Source organism: Kurthia sp. YJT4, from assembly GCF_030219945.1.
In the GTDB taxonomy this organism is placed as follows: Bacteria; Bacillota; Bacilli; order Bacillales_A; family Planococcaceae; genus Kurthia; species Kurthia gibsonii.
The window spans coordinates 1,971,844-1,989,141 of sequence record NZ_CP126689.1; the positions used below are offsets into that span (position 1 = coordinate 1,971,844).

The 17,298-nt window shown below is 37.7% G+C and carries 16 protein-coding genes; 4 read left to right on the forward strand and 12 right to left on the reverse strand.

What is annotated here, in order from left to right:
* Positions 1-8: 8 nt before the first annotated feature.
* Entirely contained in the window at positions 9-1,667 is a 1,659-nt protein-coding gene (locus QN089_RS09785) for a GspE/PulE family protein (RefSeq protein WP_285215224.1), read from the reverse strand.
* Between the two features lie 17 nt (positions 1,668-1,684).
* Positions 1,685-3,013, reverse strand: coding sequence for a VanW family protein (locus tag QN089_RS09790; protein ID WP_285215225.1), 1,329 nt, complete (start codon positions 3,011-3,013; stop codon positions 1,685-1,687).
* A 221-nt stretch (positions 3,014-3,234) separates the two neighbouring features.
* On the opposite strand from QN089_RS09790, the gene QN089_RS09795 reads away from it, so the two are divergent.
* The 3 genes from QN089_RS09795 to QN089_RS09805 are packed head-to-tail and all read left to right on the forward strand — an operon-like array spanning position 3,235 to position 6,373.
* On the forward strand, positions 3,235-3,714 hold the full coding sequence (locus QN089_RS09795) for a type IV pilus modification PilV family protein (protein ID WP_285215226.1): 480 nt from the start codon (positions 3,235-3,237) through the stop codon (positions 3,712-3,714).
* Positions 3,704-4,192 (forward strand): type II secretion system protein, encoded by a 489-nt coding sequence (locus QN089_RS09800; RefSeq protein WP_285215227.1) that lies wholly within the window; start codon positions 3,704-3,706, stop codon positions 4,190-4,192. Before QN089_RS09795 ends, QN089_RS09800 begins: the two co-directional genes overlap by 11 nt.
* Before the next feature lie 3 nt (positions 4,193-4,195).
* A complete protein-coding gene (locus QN089_RS09805) occupies positions 4,196-6,373 on the forward strand; it encodes a pilus assembly PilX N-terminal domain-containing protein (RefSeq protein ID WP_285215228.1) in 2,178 nt (725 codons plus the stop codon).
* A gap of 85 nt (positions 6,374-6,458) precedes the next feature.
* On the opposite strand, the gene QN089_RS09810 is transcribed toward QN089_RS09805, so the two are convergent.
* From QN089_RS09810 to ruvA, 9 genes are all read right to left on the reverse strand, one after another.
* Positions 6,459-8,144, reverse strand: coding sequence for a S8 family peptidase (locus QN089_RS09810; RefSeq protein WP_285215229.1), 1,686 nt, complete (start codon positions 8,142-8,144; stop codon positions 6,459-6,461).
* Positions 8,145-8,257: 113 nt separating this feature from the next.
* Positions 8,258-10,543, reverse strand: coding sequence for a protein translocase subunit SecDF (gene secDF / locus QN089_RS09815; RefSeq protein WP_285215230.1), 2,286 nt, complete (start codon positions 10,541-10,543; stop codon positions 8,258-8,260).
* 169 nt (positions 10,544-10,712) lie between these two features.
* Positions 10,713-11,009: a post-transcriptional regulator gene (locus tag QN089_RS09820; protein ID WP_285215231.1), complete on the reverse strand. Its 297-nt coding sequence runs from the start codon at positions 11,007-11,009 to the stop codon at positions 10,713-10,715.
* 16 nt (positions 11,010-11,025) lie between these two features.
* The gene (locus QN089_RS09825; RefSeq protein ID WP_285215232.1) at positions 11,026-11,184 is read right to left on the reverse strand and encodes a hypothetical protein; all 159 of its coding nucleotides are present in this window, start codon (positions 11,182-11,184) and stop codon (positions 11,026-11,028) included.
* 287 nt (positions 11,185-11,471) lie between these two features.
* Entirely contained in the window at positions 11,472-11,750 is a 279-nt protein-coding gene (gene yajC / locus QN089_RS09830; RefSeq protein WP_285215233.1) for a preprotein translocase subunit YajC, read from the reverse strand.
* A 45-nt stretch (positions 11,751-11,795) separates the two neighbouring features.
* Entirely contained in the window at positions 11,796-12,941 is a 1,146-nt protein-coding gene (gene tgt / locus QN089_RS09835) for a tRNA guanosine(34) transglycosylase Tgt (RefSeq protein WP_068452320.1), read from the reverse strand.
* Positions 12,942-12,944: 3 nt separating this feature from the next.
* Positions 12,945-13,991 (reverse strand): tRNA preQ1(34) S-adenosylmethionine ribosyltransferase-isomerase QueA, encoded by a 1,047-nt coding sequence (gene queA, locus QN089_RS09840; protein WP_068452317.1) that lies wholly within the window; start codon positions 13,989-13,991, stop codon positions 12,945-12,947.
* A gap of 19 nt (positions 13,992-14,010) precedes the next feature.
* On the reverse strand, positions 14,011-15,015 hold the full coding sequence (ruvB, locus tag QN089_RS09845) for a Holliday junction branch migration DNA helicase RuvB (protein ID WP_285215234.1): 1,005 nt from the start codon (positions 15,013-15,015) through the stop codon (positions 14,011-14,013).
* A 13-nt stretch (positions 15,016-15,028) separates the two neighbouring features.
* Positions 15,029-15,649: a Holliday junction branch migration protein RuvA gene (gene ruvA / locus QN089_RS09850; RefSeq protein WP_285215235.1), complete on the reverse strand. Its 621-nt coding sequence runs from the start codon at positions 15,647-15,649 to the stop codon at positions 15,029-15,031.
* 192 nt (positions 15,650-15,841) lie between these two features.
* Between ruvA and QN089_RS09855 the strand changes: the two genes are divergently transcribed.
* Positions 15,842-16,375 carry a transcription repressor NadR gene (locus QN089_RS09855; protein ID WP_068452306.1) on the forward strand — a complete coding sequence of 178 codons (534 nt, stop codon included), beginning with the start codon at positions 15,842-15,844 and terminating at the stop codon, positions 16,373-16,375.
* Positions 16,376-16,413: 38 nt separating this feature from the next.
* Here QN089_RS09855 and pheA read toward each other — a convergent pair whose 3' ends face one another.
* Positions 16,414-17,283: a prephenate dehydratase gene (gene pheA, locus QN089_RS09860; protein WP_141273607.1), complete on the reverse strand. Its 870-nt coding sequence runs from the start codon at positions 17,281-17,283 to the stop codon at positions 16,414-16,416.
* Positions 17,284-17,298: the final 15 nt, after the last annotated feature.

The window sequence follows — 17,298 nt, forward strand, 5'->3', positions numbered from 1 at the left end:
CCTCCTACTTAATCTGTAACGACGCGAATGACTTCTTCAATGGTTGTCAAACCGCTCAATGCTTTTTGTAAGCCGTCATGTACGAGTGGCTCATATCCTTTTTTCATCGCATTTTGTAAAATTTCATTTGAAGCGGCACCTGCTAAAATGAGTTGCTTGGCTTCTTCATCTAATTCAAATACTTCATGTAGCGCAATTCGACCACGATAGCCTGTGTGATTACATGCTGGACATCCTGCTCCTGCATGCACTTGCGCTGAATGGAAACCATATTTTAATAACACAGCCTGTTCTGTTGCAGTGACATCACGTGTACGACCACAATCTCGGCAAACACGACGTACAAGACGCTGTGCTACAATGCCTTCAAGTGACGACGTAATCAAATAAGGCTCAATCCCCATATCTTTTAAACGATCAATCGACTCAATTGCACTATTCGTATGCAGCGTACTAAATACTAAGTGACCTGTTAATGAAGCACGTGTCGCCATTTGAGCTGTCTCTGTATCACGAATTTCACCAATCATAATGACATCAGGATCTTGACGTAAGATAGAGCGTAAACCAGCAGCGAATGTTAACCCGACTTCTTCACGCACTTGAATTTGATTAATACCTTCTAATTGATACTCCACCGGATCTTCAACCGTAATAATATTTAGCGCTTCATCATTCAAATCATTCAATGTTGCGGATAGCGTAGATGATTTACCTGAACCTGTTGGACCCGTAATAAGAACGATGCCATTCGGCTTACGTATCATACGCTCAAACTTCTGTTGATTCTGTTCCGAGAATTTCAAACCACTAATTGAGATTTGTGCATTCTTCGTATCCAATACACGCATTACCACTTTTTCACCGTAAATGGTTGGCAATGTCGATAGACGAATATCAATCGCTCGCATTTGCGCTTGAATTTGAATACGCCCATCCTGTGGTAAACGACTCTCGGTAATATTCAAGTTCCCCATAATTTTTAAACGAGCAATGACCATATTCTGCATACTTTTCGGTAATGAACGTTCTGTTTTCAACATACCATCTACACGAAAACGAATGCGGAATTCATTATCTTGCGGATCGAAGTGAATATCACTCGCACCTTGTACAACCGCATCGTTAATAATTTGATTCACAAGTACAACAATTGGTGAATCTTCTGCCACAATATCCGAATTATCTTCTTCTGTTGTGCCAACTAAATCACTAAGTGCCGCATCCATCGTTGCTTGTAGTTCATAGTATTTACTAATGGTTTTATTTAAATCTTGTTTTGTCGCGATACAAGGCTCAATACGGAACCCTGTCAACATACGCAATTCTTCAATCGCAAAGTAATCCATTGGATCTGCCATCGCCACAAATAATTTGTTTTTCTCTTTTCGTAAAGGAACGAGTAAATAACGTTTCGCAATTTCTTTTGGTACTAATTGTATGATTTCTGAATCAATAGGGAACTGCCCCAAGTTCACATGAGGTATTCCTAACTGAAATTCAAGGACTTCGATTAACGTTTGTTCGGTTACGAGCTGCTCCTTAATCAATACATCACCCAGTCGTTCATTCGGTTGTTTGATTGCAAGTGCGTGTTGTAATTGATCTTCCGTTAATACATTCGCTTCGACAAGTAAATCACCTAGTCGCTTTCTTCCTTGTTTCACTGATTGCGCCCACCCTTCTATTTTTCAACGGAATAAATGTAATAGTAATAATCCTCATCTTCTGAATAATCCACAGTCGCATTTTTTAATTCATCTGCTGTTGGCTCATTCGGCGGTGGCGTCGGTGCTACTACATCGTCCTCTGTCGGTACTTCTGTTGTATCTTCATTCACTTCAAATGAACCATCCACTTCCGGATTCTGTGTCACTGGTTCTTCCACAATCACTTCTTCATTCGACGTTTCAATCACTTCATGGATTGGCGCATAATAATTATTACTCATTAACGTTCGTTTTGTTTCGCCCTTCTCTGTTCGAATTTGGCGATATACAGAGATTGTTAATCCATCTTTCGCTTGTTGAACAGACGCTGTCACACCCGCGCCTAGTGATTCGTTATAACGATAGATCACACCACTCGGAATCGATTCCTCGTCTGCTGTGTATACTTTTACATCTGGCTTTTTCTCTCCTGCTGCGATGTAAAACTTCACGTTCAATGTATTTCCTTCTACTTCTGCACGCATCTTAATCGAAGAATCACGTGACACAATGAACTTTAAATCATACTGCTTAGACGGTTTAATAACAGCTTCCATTCCTGGATCTGTATAGTTCTGCTGTAAAAGTGCTTGATGACGCTCCGCAATTTCAAATCCTGATTGTAATGCATTTTGATAAAGTGCAGATGCCATAATACTCCCTAAACGAATGCTCTCTGGCACGCCGACTTGTTGGAAGAATGACAATTCCTGATTTGGCTTCACTAATACACCATTCACATTTTTCGTCATTTGCGTAATCGACTCTACTTCATCTTCTTTCAAATTGATAGAAGCAGATGAGATTTCAATACCTTCTTCAAACGGAAAATCTTTTCGTTCAATTTTTAACGGTCGATTCGGTAAAAGCGCAACTTGTTTCAGCAACTCTTTCATTTGTAAATCCGTTTCGTCCCCTAAAATCGGCTGTAGCTTTTGACGTAGCTTTTCTGTTTCATTCACTACTAGGTCGACAGAAGCACTTGGTGTAGGAGACCAAAAGTCATACCATGGTTGATCAACCTTTTTCAATAAATCATTGACCGATTGCTGTACATCAAAATTAAAATCTTCGCCCGACACCGTCACTTCATTTCGACCAATTTGGATGATGATGTCGTTCTGCTGCCACACATCGACAATTTTCTGCGTTTCTTTTCGCATCTCTTTTTGCGACATCCCACTTACATCGACCGGACCAATTTTTGTCTGACTACCACTCGCTTGTACGGATAATGTATGTATGAAAAATAGCGTCATAGTACCTAAAATCGTAAATATGACGATTCTCTTAAATAGACTCATGTTGAATCTCCTTTAAATGCTTTTTATATGGAAAATATAACTAATATTTGCTTTAATAATTATAATATACCTCAAAAAATTGGAAACTTCCATAACTATTAGCATATTTTTAAATTTTTTTGTGACAAATTACGAAAATGCATAGTGTTTTTTGACTATATTTTTGTTACGCACTATAATAAGAAGGATATATTAGGAAACTACATGTTGGAGGAATTTATATGCAATGGAATAATGAGAAGGGTTTTTCACTCGTAGAAGTCGTAGCTGCTTTTGTACTAATCAGTATCATTTTGATTTCTTTTTTTACACTATTCTTTAAAGGAAGAGAAACAACGGTCGAGTCGAAGAAGACAGTTGACGCTACATACACTGCACAACAAGAGATGGAGTCGATTTATGCAACAGCACAACAAGAGAATAAAACAGGTTCGGCAAGTATGAAAAATATCTTACCTAAACTACAATACGAAATAACAAGCTGTACGAACCCACCCAAGACGATTTACACAAATGACACAAAATATAAAAATGAAGTGGTCGTTGTGGAAGTATTTGAAAACAAAAAAATTGGTACATTACGCAATGTAATGGTATCGGTATATGACCAGAGAAAAGTCACAGATTCATGCCAACCAAAAGTGAATCCAAAAGCACAAATGGAGAATATTATGAGAGCAGGTGATGAATATGAAAAATGAAAAAGGCTTTACACTTGTCGAAATATTAGCAGTCATCGTCATTTTGGCGATTGTCAGCGCCATTCTATTTAACTTGCTCACCTCCTCCAACAAAGAATATAAATCACAAGTAGACGATACAACGAATTTGAATGAACTCTCTTTTATTATGAAAGAAATCACACGCGATTTTAGAAAAACAAAAATTGTCGACATTCAAATTAATCAGGTTGTATTTAAAACAAAAGAAAATAATCAAGAAAAAGTCATTGCGACCTATACAAAAACAGGCGATACATTAAGTAAAAATGGTTCTCCTTATCAAACGAAGATTCGTTCGTTCTGTGTTCAAAGTACGAAAGAACCTTCAAAAAGCACATCAGAAGAAGACTGCCCAAGCACATCACAAACACAAAGTGCACAGGAAGGAATCTATTTAAATATCAAAAATATAAATGGCAAAAGAGTGGAAACCACACTTTATTCTAGAGGAGGATAAACGATGCGAAAATATGTAAAATCGAATGATGGCTATGCCCTTGTCATTGCCCTACTCGTTATTACCGTTGTCACCGTACTCGGACTCGGTATTTTAACAACGACGAGCTCATCGAAAAAGTTATCAGAAGAAGAAAGCAAAGACCAAACAGCATATTACATTGCAGAAGCTGGATTGAATCAGAAGAAAGAGGAATTGAAAGATGCGAAAGCAGTTTATGATGGCTTTGTTAAATCTTTAGAAGAAAATAAACGAAAATTAACGAAAGAAGAATTTGTAAACGAATTAAGAGCAACTGCAGAAAAAGAGCTTAAAGAACAATTAGAACCAATTGAGTACGGTGCAAATATCTTCAACCGAAAAAACGCAAAAGCAAATGTGACAACAGTAATGACCGTTTCAGAAACTGAACTTAAATTCACGATTACATCGACAGGTATTATCAAATCGACTGATTCAACGAATGAAAAGAAACGAACAGTTCAATCGGTGGATAGTTACAATTTGAATATATCGGGTAATGGAGACCGATTAGGAAAATACACTGCCTATTTATCTGGTTCTAATAATGCATTAAGTATGAGTGGTGGGAAAAGTTATATACAAGGTGATATTGGATTCTCTGCCCCTCCTACCGGTACTTTTGTAAAGGATTTTAAACATGATGGAGAGGTATTCTTTAACGCTTCAGAACCTTATAAACCGTTTCCAAATAATAAATTTGAAAATTTTACAGATAAAACATGTATAGCCTGTAAAGATTTCAGTTCATTAAAAGAAAATTCTATTAAAGCATTAAATGAGGCACTTGAAGCACAGCCTAATAATCCAAAAACGATAATTCGAACAGGTGATACATTAGAAGGTGATTATCAATTAACTAAAACAAGTCTTGTGAATGCAGGAACTTATACTGTTAAAGAAGGAAAAAATGTAAGGATTTTTATAGATGAATTCCCAGGTAATTCTGGTATTTTAAATTTAAAATTCTCAGGAAGTGGTAATATTTACTTCTATATAAATAAAGTAAATATACCTCAATTGTTAAATTTGGATTTAGGACAAAATAACGTATACTTTTTCAGCAAAAAAGATGATATCGATTTTAAAGGCTCTGTGAATATTAACAATGCTAAATCTTTACAAATGTATAGTTATGACGATATTGAGATGCAAGGGTCGATTAACATTACAAATATACCTAAACTTTCTTTTTTCGCACGTGATGATATCGATTTAAACGGTAGTCTAGCAGTATATAAAAGTGAGGAAATCAATTTCCTTGCTGCTGCTGTAAAAAAAGATGGCACTGAAGCAGATGATTCTTCTCTTGATTTGGAAGGTTCTATCGCTTTTTATGATGCTAAAAGAATAAATTTTTTTGCTGAAGAAGATATTGATTTAGAAGGTTCATTAAGTATCCTCGGCAATAACTTTGCTGATACATTCAATTTATGCGCAAAAGAGGAAATTGAGTTTGAAAACTCATATGAGCTTGATGCAAAAGAAATTAATGCATTCGCAGGAAAATCAATCGAATTTGACCCTAATAATAAATTAGAAGAAAAGAATAAAAAAGGTACCATTATTCACCGAGGGACTTTCGAATTATTTACACCTGAACTAGAAATAGATGATTTTACTTCTTCTTATTTTAATACAGAAAATACTACTAAAAAGTCTGGTCCTACTAATTTTTATGTAACTAATAAAGTAGACGTTGATAAACAGACTATTTATGATAACTTTAATATTTATTATACTGGTAAAGAAGATATAGACATCGACAATAATTTAGATACTACAATCAATTTTGATATCTTAAATAACTTTATAGACTTCAAAGGTCAAGCTTTAAAAGGTACACCTTATAAAGGCGTTATTGTTTTACGCTACCCTATTAGTAGTGAAATAAAATTAAGTTCACCATCGAACGGTTATGGTTCCATTCATTTTTATGCTCCTCAAGCAGCATTAAAAGTAAATGTAAATAAAAATTTTTATGGTGCTCTTGGTGGTAGAGAAATTCATGGATCAGGAAATATAAAACTTTATTACACAGCGCCCTACCCTAACTCCATTCTAAAATTTTCAAGTAGTGAGGGTGATAACATCGGTTCCATCAGTTCAGATATCTCTAAAAATCCTGATGGTGGCTCTATAGAGGTTAATAATCCTTAATAATTGAGAAGAAATCTCCTAGCGAGGTTTCTTCTTTTTTCATATCAAAAAACCGACTTCAGCATCTCATGCCGAAGTCGATTTTTTATTTCACTACATATTTCACAATGACGGGTTTCACTGTTTTATTTTTCGTTGTGCGTACGTTTTTCGGATCGAGTGTCATGTAATACGTGCCTTTTGCGAGTGTTTTCGTTGTTTTCACTTTTGTATATTTACCTGAGGCACTCGTTGAGAAGGTGAAGCCCGATACTTTCGCACCGTCTTTATATACTGCATATGCCGATGTACGAACTGTCGACTTTTTCACTGGTGTTGCCCATGTCCATGTCGATGCTTTTTTCGTTTTCAATGTTGTATAATTCGTTGCTTTGATTCGACTTGATTTTTGAGTACTTGAAATAATCGTTGCGCCGACTTTTTTGCGGTATGCTTCAACACTTGTTTTTTGTGCTTTCGTTAATTGATTTGTAACGGTATAAAGCGGAATAAATTCCGTTACATAATGCACTGTTTTTTTATTATTCATTTTTTGAACGATTGTTTTAATTTTGGATTGATTCACACGAACATATTTAGCAGCTGCTGATTCAACTGGCTGTAAACTCGCTGTTAAAATTTTAGACGGAAATTGTGCGAGTCCGTAACCATATATTGAGTCAGGTCCTTTTACACCTAAATCTATTGCATTTGCATAGAGACGATTTTCTAGTTGTTTCGCAGATTCTTTTGGATACGCTTGTTTTAATAATGCGAGTAAACCTGTCACATGTGGCGTTGAAAACGATGTACCTGAGCCGGTAGATGTACCGCCACTGTATGCAAGTGATGTAATATCCGTTCCCGGTGCTACAAGGTCTAATACACTCCCTGTATTGGAGAAGTAAGACAACTTTTTCGTCTTTTCAACTGAACCCACTGCTACAACACCTGGGATCGCGGCTGGATAATCAATTTGGTTTTTCCCGTCATTCCCTGAAGCTGCAACGACCATTACACCTGCATCCAATGCTTTTTTCACTGCGATATATAATGGATTGTCGCTTACTTTTTCATTCGGTAATAATAAGTCGGCTTGAGAGATTCCCATCGAAATATTTAAAATATTGACTTTTTGTTGGATGGCGTAATTAATCGCTGTCATGAAGTCGATTAAATCGGCTCCGTCTTTTCCATCAATATTATAACTATATAATTCAACACCGGGTGCCACACCAATTACATTGCCCGCTTTTCCTGGTTGTGCAGCGATAATACCTGCAACAAACGTACCATGTGATGTAGCACTCGATGCATATGTAATCTGGCTTGAGTCAGAAATAATCGTTTTGTGTTGCACTTTTGGAAGTGCTGTATGATTGGCTATACCTGAGTCGATAATTCCTACTTTCACGCCTTGACCATCTAGTCCTTTTTGCCATGCATTTTGAACAGTGATTAATTGTTGGTTCCAATTCGTTGTGAAATTTGCGAATGGTACAGGAAGTCCAACATCTTGTGTACGTAATTTTCGTGTACCTGTATGTACAACCTCGATTTGTTTAGAAGCCTCTAATTTTTTAATTTCTTCTTTTGAAAATGTTCCCACTACTGCATCAATTGCATCTAATTTTTTTGCGTCTTCCGCTTGATCTAAAACAAGTTCCTTCCCTGCCTCTGACTTATAAAAAACAGATACGTGTTCTACTTCTTTTTCGGCATGGGCTGAAATCGGCTGAAAACCAAGCCATGCTAGAAAGAGACTGCCGACTAGAATTTTTGTATATTTCACATGAATCTCCCCTTTCTCTATCCGAATTATATCATCAGATGGATAAATTGAATATATTTTTCTACACAAAAAGCACTAACTTATTTTCATAAGCTAGTGCTTTAGTCTACATATTATACTTGTGGTTCATCTGAACCCCATTGACGTTTTTTCTTCTCTACATTCACTTTACCGCCAATCTTTTTCATTTGGCGTACTTTTAATACATACCAAATCTGTGCTGCGATGTAAATAGATGAATACATACCTGTTACTAAACCAATTAGTAACGCGATGGAGAAGTTTTCAATTGATGGTGCACCAAAGATTAATAATGATACAACAACAATGATGACTGTCATTACAGTATTAACCGAACGACCTAATGTTTGACGTAATGATTTATTGACAATATCAGCTAAATCATCTGGTGTTTTAATAACTTTTGCACGATGTAAGTTCTCTCGAATACGGTCAAACGTAACAATCGTATCATTAATTGAGTAACCAACAATCGTTAGAACTGCTGCGATAAAGGTCATATCGACTTCTAATCGGAACAGACTGAAGATCGCTACCATGAAGAATATGTCATGGATTAGCGAGGCAATCGCACCAACACCCATCCGCCACTCAAAGCGAATTGCTACATAGATAATGATTCCGACTGCTGCAATCGCAAGTGCATACATCGCATTACGTGCAATCTCTTTACTTACATCTGGTGATACAGAACTTACAGAAGCTTTATAACCAAATGCTTTGTCTGCTGCTGCATTCATTTTTTGGACATCTTCTTTTGAGAAGTCCTTATCATAACGAACAGCTGCATATTCTGATTTGTCACCACTGATGACAATATTTTCAGATGGGAAGCCTGTTTTATCTAAGAATTTCTCTACTTCTTGTGTTGTTAGCTTATGTTCAGATTGTAATTGAACACGCGCACCACTTGAGAAGTCGATCCCTAAATTTAGTTTAAAGATTCCTAGAACGACTAAACCAGCTAAAATAAGAACAGCTGAAATCGTGAAGAAACGCTTACGTGTGTGAACGAAGTCGAATCGGTCGAATTTCGTTTTTAAATCGAGTGTATCAAAGCCTTCTTCAATGCCATGAATACTTGATTTTTTCACACCAAACCATGTTTTCTTATTATCTAAGTAACCACTGTTTACAAGTAAGCCAAGTAATACACGTGTACCCCAAACAGCTGTTAAGAAGCTGACTAAGATCGTAATGATTAATGTTGTTGCGAAACCTTTTACTGTACTTACACCGAAGATGAATAATACGCCTGCTGCTAGTAATGTTGTAATGTTCGCATCAAAGATTGCAGAGAATGAGTTTTTCGAACCTGCTTTGAATGCTTGTTTTACAGACTTACCAACACGAATTTCTTCTTTTAGACGCTCGTACATGAGGATATTCGCATCGACTGCCATACCTACCCCTAATACTAAAGCGGCGATACCTGGTAATGTTAATACAGCATTAATCATGTCTAAAATCCATAATGTGATGAATGTGAAGACACTTAATGTCACGATTGCGACAGCACCTGGTAAACGGTATACAACTAACATGAATACGAAGATAGCTAAAACACCAATAATACTAGCCAGTACTGTTGATTTTAAAGCATCTTGACCAAATTGTGCCCCTACCGATGTTGAGTACACTTCTTTTAATTGAACAGGTAATGAACCTGCATTTAAAATACCTGCTAAATCCTTTGTTTCTTGTACGGTAAAGTTACCTGAAATTTGAACATCTGTTGTGTTCAGAGGATTTTGTACAGACGCAGCTGAGATAAATTTAGGCTTTTGACCAGCAGCTTCTTTTTTGGCTTCTTTTTCATACGTATCACCTTTTTGGTAATCTAACCAGATGACCATTAAGTTTTGACCAGGCCCACGTTGTGAGAGGTCTGTTGTGATTTCGCTGAATTTTTTCGCATCTTTTAATTTTAATGATACGATTGGTTGATTCGTTTGAGAATCGAAGCCATCACTTGCTCCACCTTGTTTTAAATCGCGACCATCTAATAATAGTTTATTATTAACGTCGCGGAATGTTAGGTTCGCTTGTGTTGCTAATAATTCTCGTGCGGCATCTTGATCTTTAACACCAGCTAACTGCACACGAATGCGGTTGCCGCTCTCAATTTGAATACTCGGCTCACTCACTCCAAGCACGTTGACACGTTCTTGAATGGCCGTTACAGTGGCTTGTAAATCTTTTTCTGTAATGGGCTTAGCACCTTTTAAAGGTTCTACTTGATAAAGAACTTCAAATCCACCTTGTAAATCAAGACCTAGATTAATGTTCTTTACGATGCCTTCTGTTGTCGCTCCCATTGTTGCAAATAATGCAATGACAACAATGAAGAAAGCAACAATTCGACTTCTCAATTTCATGTATAAATCCTCCCTGAACATTTAACACATCGCTTGTTCTTAAATGCAGTAATATAATACCAATATATTATTACTATAATGGAATAACGTCAATTTGTCACCGTTATTCGTAACAGGTCTATTATGAAACAGTGCTTTCCTGCTGTCAAACCTTCTCAGTAAATTTTTTCTAACTTTCGAGCAATGCGGCAATTTCTTCTTCTTCTAATTCAGCAAATGGTGTCATTTTATATGATGTTTGCTCAATATATGTACAATATTGCTGTTTTGTTAAAGCTAGTAAATCACTGACCATCTGGTGAATATGCATTTCTTCCTCTGATTCCACATCACACCATTGTTGATGAACAAAATAGTGCCATATAGCAGATGGATTCGGTTGCTCCACACCTTGAGCCTGTAAATCTTCACACTTCATATTTAAAACCGTTTGCAACTTCTGAAACAATGATTCGAATGACATCATGTAAAATGCCCCTCCTCTACATTAGAAATACACGGACTGTCCAAATAAGCATCGCCACGATTAATATGGTCATAATCACATAGCCTAAAAAGCGTAAACGTTTTTCAGACTTTGAAATTTTTGCATAGGTTTGGCTATCCGCCATCTTTCGTGGTCTTTCATCTTTTGTAGGCATAAAACATTCGCTCCTTCAAACATGAGTTGATTCTATTATTTCACATTTTTCAGATAAAAGCGATTCATGACCTATCTATTATAACCTTTATACCACCTTTATTATATTACACCTTTAATTCCAATTTATTCAAACAAAAAAACAGTCTGGGACAAAATATTTCACTTCCCGTTTTAACGTTCGCAACGAAAAACTGGAACCGCGCCACAGCGCGATTCCAGTTTTTCTTATGCTCATATGGGATAGTGTTTTTACACTTATGTCCCAGCCTGTCTTTTATACACTGACTATTCAGCTGCGTCGTCTTCTACAACACGACCAATTGCTGCACGCTCAAAACGCATTTTTGTACCGTCTTCTAATACAACTACTGCTGTTTTATCGTCAATTGCATCAATCGTTGCATGTAGTCCCCCGATTGTAATAATCTTGTTCCCACGTGATAAAGCTGCTTGCATTTCTGCTGTTTTTTTACGCTGCTTTGACGCTGGACGGATTAACATGAAGTACATTAACGCAATGATAATGATCAATGGTAAGAAGTTACCTAAAGCTCCAAAATTCATTCTTCTATTCCCCCTTTCTCTTTCTCATTCATTATTATACAAGAATCAGAAATTTTTTGCATTCGGTTTATTAAATCCATATTGTTCAAAGAATTCTTCGCGGAAGTCGCCTAAACGGTCTTCACGAATTGCTTGACGTACTTGACGCATTAAGTTTTGCAAGAAGTGCAAGTTATGTGTCGAAGTTAAACGGATACCGAATGTTTCATCTGCCTTAATTAAGTGACGAATATATGCCTTCGTATAGTTTTTACATGTGTAGCAATCGCACTCTGGATCAAGCGGTGTAAAGTCTTTTGCATATTTTGCATTTTTCACGACAACACGACCTTGGCTTGTCATGCACGTACCGTTACGTGCAATACGTGTTGGTAATACACAGTCAAACATATCAATACCACGAATCGCACCATCGATTAATGAGTCTGGTGAGCCAACACCCATTAAATAACGCGGCTTATGCGAAGGTAGTAATGGCGTAGTATATTCTAACATGCGGTTCATAATTGGTTTTGGTTCGCCAACTGATAAACCACCAATTGCATACCCTGGGAAGTCCATAGAGACTAAATCTCTTGCAGATTGTTTACGTAGTTCTTCGAATTCTCCACCTTGTACAATACCGAATAGTCCTTGATCTTGTGGACGTTCATGTGCTTCTAAACAACGTTCTGCCCAACGAGAAGTACGTTCAACAGAAGCTTTCATGTATTCGTATGTTGCTGGGAATGGAGGACATTCATCAAAAGCCATCATAATATCTGAGCCAAGTGCATTTTGAATCTCCATTGCTTTTTCTGGACTAAGGAACATTTTGCTACCATTTAAGTGATTGCGGAAATGTACTCCTTCTTCTGTGATTTTGCGCATATCGCTTAATGAGAATACTTGGAAACCACCTGAGTCCGTTAAAATTGCACGGTCCCAGTTCATAAATTTGTGAAGTCCGCCTGCTTCCTTAATAATCTCATGCCCTGGGCGTAGCCACAAATGATAAGTGTTACTTAAAATAATTCCTGCGCCCATTTCTTTAATTTCTTCTGGTGCCATCGTTTTTACCGTTGCTTGTGTACCTACTGGCATGAAAGCTGGCGTTTCAAATGAACCATGTGGTGTATGCACAATTCCTAGACGTGCTCCCGTTTGTTTACATGTTTTAATCAGTTCGTAGCGAATTGGTTGTTCTGACATAAATTAATTTCCTTTCTTTTGTGGACGAATGAACATCGCATCACCAAAGCTGAAGAATCGGTATTTATTTTCAACAGCGATTTTATAAGCATTCAGTACGTTTTCACGACCTGCCAATGCACTAATCATCATTACTAATGATGATTTTGGTAAGTGGAAGTTTGTAACCATTCCGTCGATTGCTTTATATTCAAAACCAGGGTAGATAAAGATTTTTGACCAACCTGACTCTGCAATAATTTGACCATTATTATTTTGTGCGACTGTTTCAAGTGTACGTGTAGATGTTGTACCTACTGCGATGACACGTCCACCGTTCGCTTTTGTATCATTGATGATTTGAGCTGTTTCAGCTGGTAAGTTATAAAACTCTGCATGCATATCATGTTCTTCAATTGTTTCAACACTTACCGGGCGGAATGTACCAATCCCTACATGTAAGGTTACAAAAGCAACTTGTACACCTTTTGCACGAATAGCATCTAAAATTTCATCTGTAAAATGCAGACCGGCTGTCGGCGCTGCTGCTGAACCTAGTTCTTTTGAATAAACCGTTTGATAGCGCTCTTGGTTATCTAACTTCTCATGAATATAAGGTGGTAGAGGCATTGTACCTAACTTTTCTAAAATCTCAATGAAGATCCCTTCATAATTAAACTTGAAAAGTCGACCTCCATGCTCTAATTCACCTGTGCATTCAGCTGTTAATAGACCATCACCAAATGTGACAACGGTTCCCACTTTAATACGCTTAGCGGGCTTCACTAATGTTTCCCATTCGTCATCAGCTGTTTGCTTAATGAGTAGCACTTCGATATGTGCCCCTGTTTCTTTCTTTTCACCGATTAAACGAGCAGGTAGTACGCGTGTATCATTTAAAATTAGGCAGTCTCCTGCTTCTAATTCTTCCACAATATGCGGGAAGTGATGATGTTCTACTTCACCTGTTTCTTTATCTAATACCATCAATCGACTTGCAGCACGATTTTCAAGTGGTACTTGCGCAATTAATTCTTCTGGTAATACGTAATCAAAATCTTCTAGTTTCATCGTTACTTCCTTCTTTTCATTAAGTTTCTGCTGGATACGCGTATCCGAAATGTGTATAAGCAAGTGCTGTAACCATACGACCTCTTGGTGTTCGTTGAATGAACCCGATTTGCATTAAATAAGGTTCGTACATTTCTTCAATTGTCATCGATTCTTCACCAATACTTGCAGAGATCGTATCTAAGCCTACAGGACCTCCTCTAAAGCGTTCAATCATTCCCTCGATTAATTTGCGGTCAATATGATCTAAACCGAGTGGGTCGACTTGTAGAAGCTCTAAAGCAGTCTGGCAGAGTGATACCGTAATCTCACCATCTCCTAAAACCTGTGCATAATCACGTACACGCTTTAATAAACGGTTTGCAATACGCGGTGTTCCTCTCGAGCGTCTTGCTAATTCATTCGCTGCTTGGTCATGAATTGAAACACCAAATAAGTCCGCACTTCTTTTTACAATTTCGGCAAGTGAGGGTTCATCATAATAGTCCAACCTTAATAATACACCAAAACGGTCGCGAAGTGGTGCAGATAATGCGCCTGAACGTGTTGTTGCACCAACTAATGTAAATGGTGGTAAATCAAGGCGAATAGAGCGTGCTGTCGGACCTTTACCAACTACGATATCGAGGCAAAAATCTTCCATCGCTGGATATAGCACTTCTTCAATCGCACGCGGTAGACGGTGAATCTCATCAATGAATAACACGTCTCCCGGTTCTAATGAACTGAGAATCGCAGCTAAATCTCCTGGTCGTTCAATTGCCGGTCCACTCGTCATCCGAATATTAACACCCATCTCATGTGCAATAACTGCCGCAAGCGTCGTTTTCCCAAGTCCAGGAGGTCCAAATAATAGTGCGTGATCGAGCGACTCTTCACGCATTTTTGCCGCTTCAATAAAGATGCGTAAATTCTCTTTTACTTTTTGTTGTCCAATATAACTATCAAGCGTTTGAGGTCTTAATGAAAGTTCTAATTGTTCATCTAATTCTGTAGACTCACCTGATACAATCCGTTCCTCCATCAATCTGCACCTCCTATTTTTGTTTTAATAATATTTTGAGCGCTTCCTTCATGTAAGCTTCTGTCGTATGTAATTGCTCATTTTCATCTAGTTGTGGCTTCACTTTTGCAAGTTCACGCTCTGAGTAACCAAGTGCTGTTAAAGCAAGCATCGCTTCTTCAAGTTCATGTTTATTCGGATTCACGCCAAATAACGGTAATTCATCTTCTGCGCTCGGTAATTCTACATGTTCAAGTAATGCATCTAACTTCCCTTTTAAGTCGAGAATCATTTGACGTGCTGTCTTCTTACCGACACCTGGGAACTTAATTAAGAAAGCTTCATCTTCTTGTTCAATCGCTGTAATTACTTGCGATGGATGTCCACTTGCAAGAATCGCAAGTGCACCTTTTGGTCCAATCCCTGACACTTGAATCAACTTACGAAATAGCTCACGCTGTTCAAGTGACGTGAAGGCAAATAGTTGCTGTGCATCTTCTCTTACACTTAGATGTGTAAATACTTGAATTTCCTCATTCGATACATGAAAAGCATACGGGTTTGGTGTATTCAATTGCCAGCCTACACCTGTCACTTCCACTACAATGTATTCGGGTGTTACACGCGTAACAGGTCCCTTTATATAATCATACATACACGAATTCTCCTTTTCATAGCCTTTTGCATTATAGCATAATCCGTCGTGCGCTAAAAACAAACACACATTCCCATAGTAGCTATCATACCACAATTCACGAATGCTTTCGAACGATTATAAGGTGATTCATTTTTAAAAATATATGATATGATTAACAGCGTAAAAGCATTCAATCGAGGTGTTAATCATATGAAAAAATTATTAGGTGAAGAACGTCGTGAAGCCATTATTACGATTCTGAAAAATGAACAACGCCCTGTCACAGGGACAGCACTTGCGAAACGAACAAATGTATCGCGTCAAGTGATTGTGAATGACATGGCGCTCTTAAAAGCAAAGGACGAACCAATCATGGCGACAAGTCAAGGTTACGTCTATTTATCTGAACATCCAAATCATCGTGTGTTTGAACGCGAGATTGCGAGCTTCCATACACCGGAACAAGCAGAAGATGAACTGAATACACTTGTTGATGCAGGGGTAACGGTTAAAAATGTAACAGTAGAACATCCCGTATATGGTGAAATTACGGCATCGATTATGGTATCAAGTCGTTATGATGTGCAACAATTTATTCAAAAAGTGACCGCAACTGAAGCAAGCCTTCTAATGAATTTAACAGAGGGTGCTCATCTACACGTGATTTCAGCTGATGATGAGAAAAAATTAGATGCAGCGATTGAACAATTACATCTAAAGGGTTATCTATTACCTGAAGCATAATAAAAAACGAGGCGAGTGTTTCCACTCTAACCTCGTTTTTATTTTTGTTGATACGTATAATAACTACCTAATGACTTAACCGAACAGCCAAGCGCTCTCAATTCTTCCATCGCACCCATCATTAAAGGTGCATGCTCGTCTTCTAGTAAGTCAACGATGAAGAAATAATCACCAAGTCCTGTTTTTAATGGGCGAGATTCAATCTTACTTAAATTGATTTGACGCCATGCAAACACAGATAATACTTGATGCAATGCACCCGAACGATCATTTGGTAACTTAATCATCAACGTCGTTTTAATTGGTCCCTGATCCGCTTCACGTTCAATACGGTCATTACGCTTCGATAATACAAAGAAACGTGTATGATTAAAATGGAAATCATGAATATTCTGTTCTACAATTGCCAAATCATACTGTTTCGCCGCTGCAATATTCGCAATTGCTGCGATATTATTCTCTGGATGTTCTGACACATATTGCGCCGCTGCTGCTGTTGAAGTCGTTTGACTTAGTGGTACAGAACGATAATGGTAATGCAAAAATTTATGACACTGCGCAAGAGCATGTGGATGCGAATATACGCGTTCCATCTCACTATAATGCGCTGCATGGTCTTTATGTACCATTAAATGCTGTTCAATCGGCGACAATACCTCTGCCGCAATATACAAATCTGCCTCATGGAATAAATAATCAATCGTCAGTGGCACTGTACCCTCTAAAGCATTCTCTACGGGTACCACTGCACGATCGACTTGTCCTGAGTCAACTGCTTCAATACATTCTGGAATTGTCTTAAAAGGGATTGTCCAATCGTTTGGAAACAATTCTTTTGTCGCCAACTCCGTAAATGTACCTTCTGGGCCTAGATAAGCCACCCGATTCTCCCACTCTTTTGATTCCAACACAAAAGCCCCCTC

Coding starts and splice junctions, on each gene's coding strand:
- yajC (WP_285215233.1), bottom strand. CDS start 11,750: ATGAATTTTGGAGCTTTAGGTAACTTCTTACCATTGATCATTATCATT.
- QN089_RS09790 (WP_285215225.1), bottom strand. CDS start 3,013: ATGAGTCTATTTAAGAGAATCGTCATATTTACGATTTTAGGTACTATG.
- QN089_RS09820 (WP_285215231.1), bottom strand. CDS start 11,009: ATGATGTCATTCGAATCATTGTTTCAGAAGTTGCAAACGGTTTTAAAT.
- secDF (WP_285215230.1), bottom strand. CDS start 10,543: ATGAAATTGAGAAGTCGAATTGTTGCTTTCTTCATTGTTGTCATTGCA.
- tgt (WP_068452320.1), bottom strand. CDS start 12,941: ATGTCAGAACAACCAATTCGCTACGAACTGATTAAAACATGTAAACAA.
- QN089_RS09800 (WP_285215227.1), top strand. CDS start 3,704: ATGAAAAATGAAAAAGGCTTTACACTTGTCGAAATATTAGCAGTCATC.
- ruvA (WP_285215235.1), bottom strand. CDS start 15,649: ATGTATGATTATATAAAGGGACCTGTTACGCGTGTAACACCCGAATAC.
- QN089_RS09805 (WP_285215228.1), top strand. CDS start 4,196: ATGCGAAAATATGTAAAATCGAATGATGGCTATGCCCTTGTCATTGCC.
- queA (WP_068452317.1), bottom strand. CDS start 13,991: ATGAAACTAGAAGATTTTGATTACGTATTACCAGAAGAATTAATTGCG.
- ruvB (WP_285215234.1), bottom strand. CDS start 15,015: ATGGAGGAACGGATTGTATCAGGTGAGTCTACAGAATTAGATGAACAA.
- QN089_RS09855 (WP_068452306.1), top strand. CDS start 15,842: ATGAAAAAATTATTAGGTGAAGAACGTCGTGAAGCCATTATTACGATT.
- QN089_RS09795 (WP_285215226.1), top strand. CDS start 3,235: ATGCAATGGAATAATGAGAAGGGTTTTTCACTCGTAGAAGTCGTAGCT.
- QN089_RS09825 (WP_285215232.1), bottom strand. CDS start 11,184: ATGCCTACAAAAGATGAAAGACCACGAAAGATGGCGGATAGCCAAACC.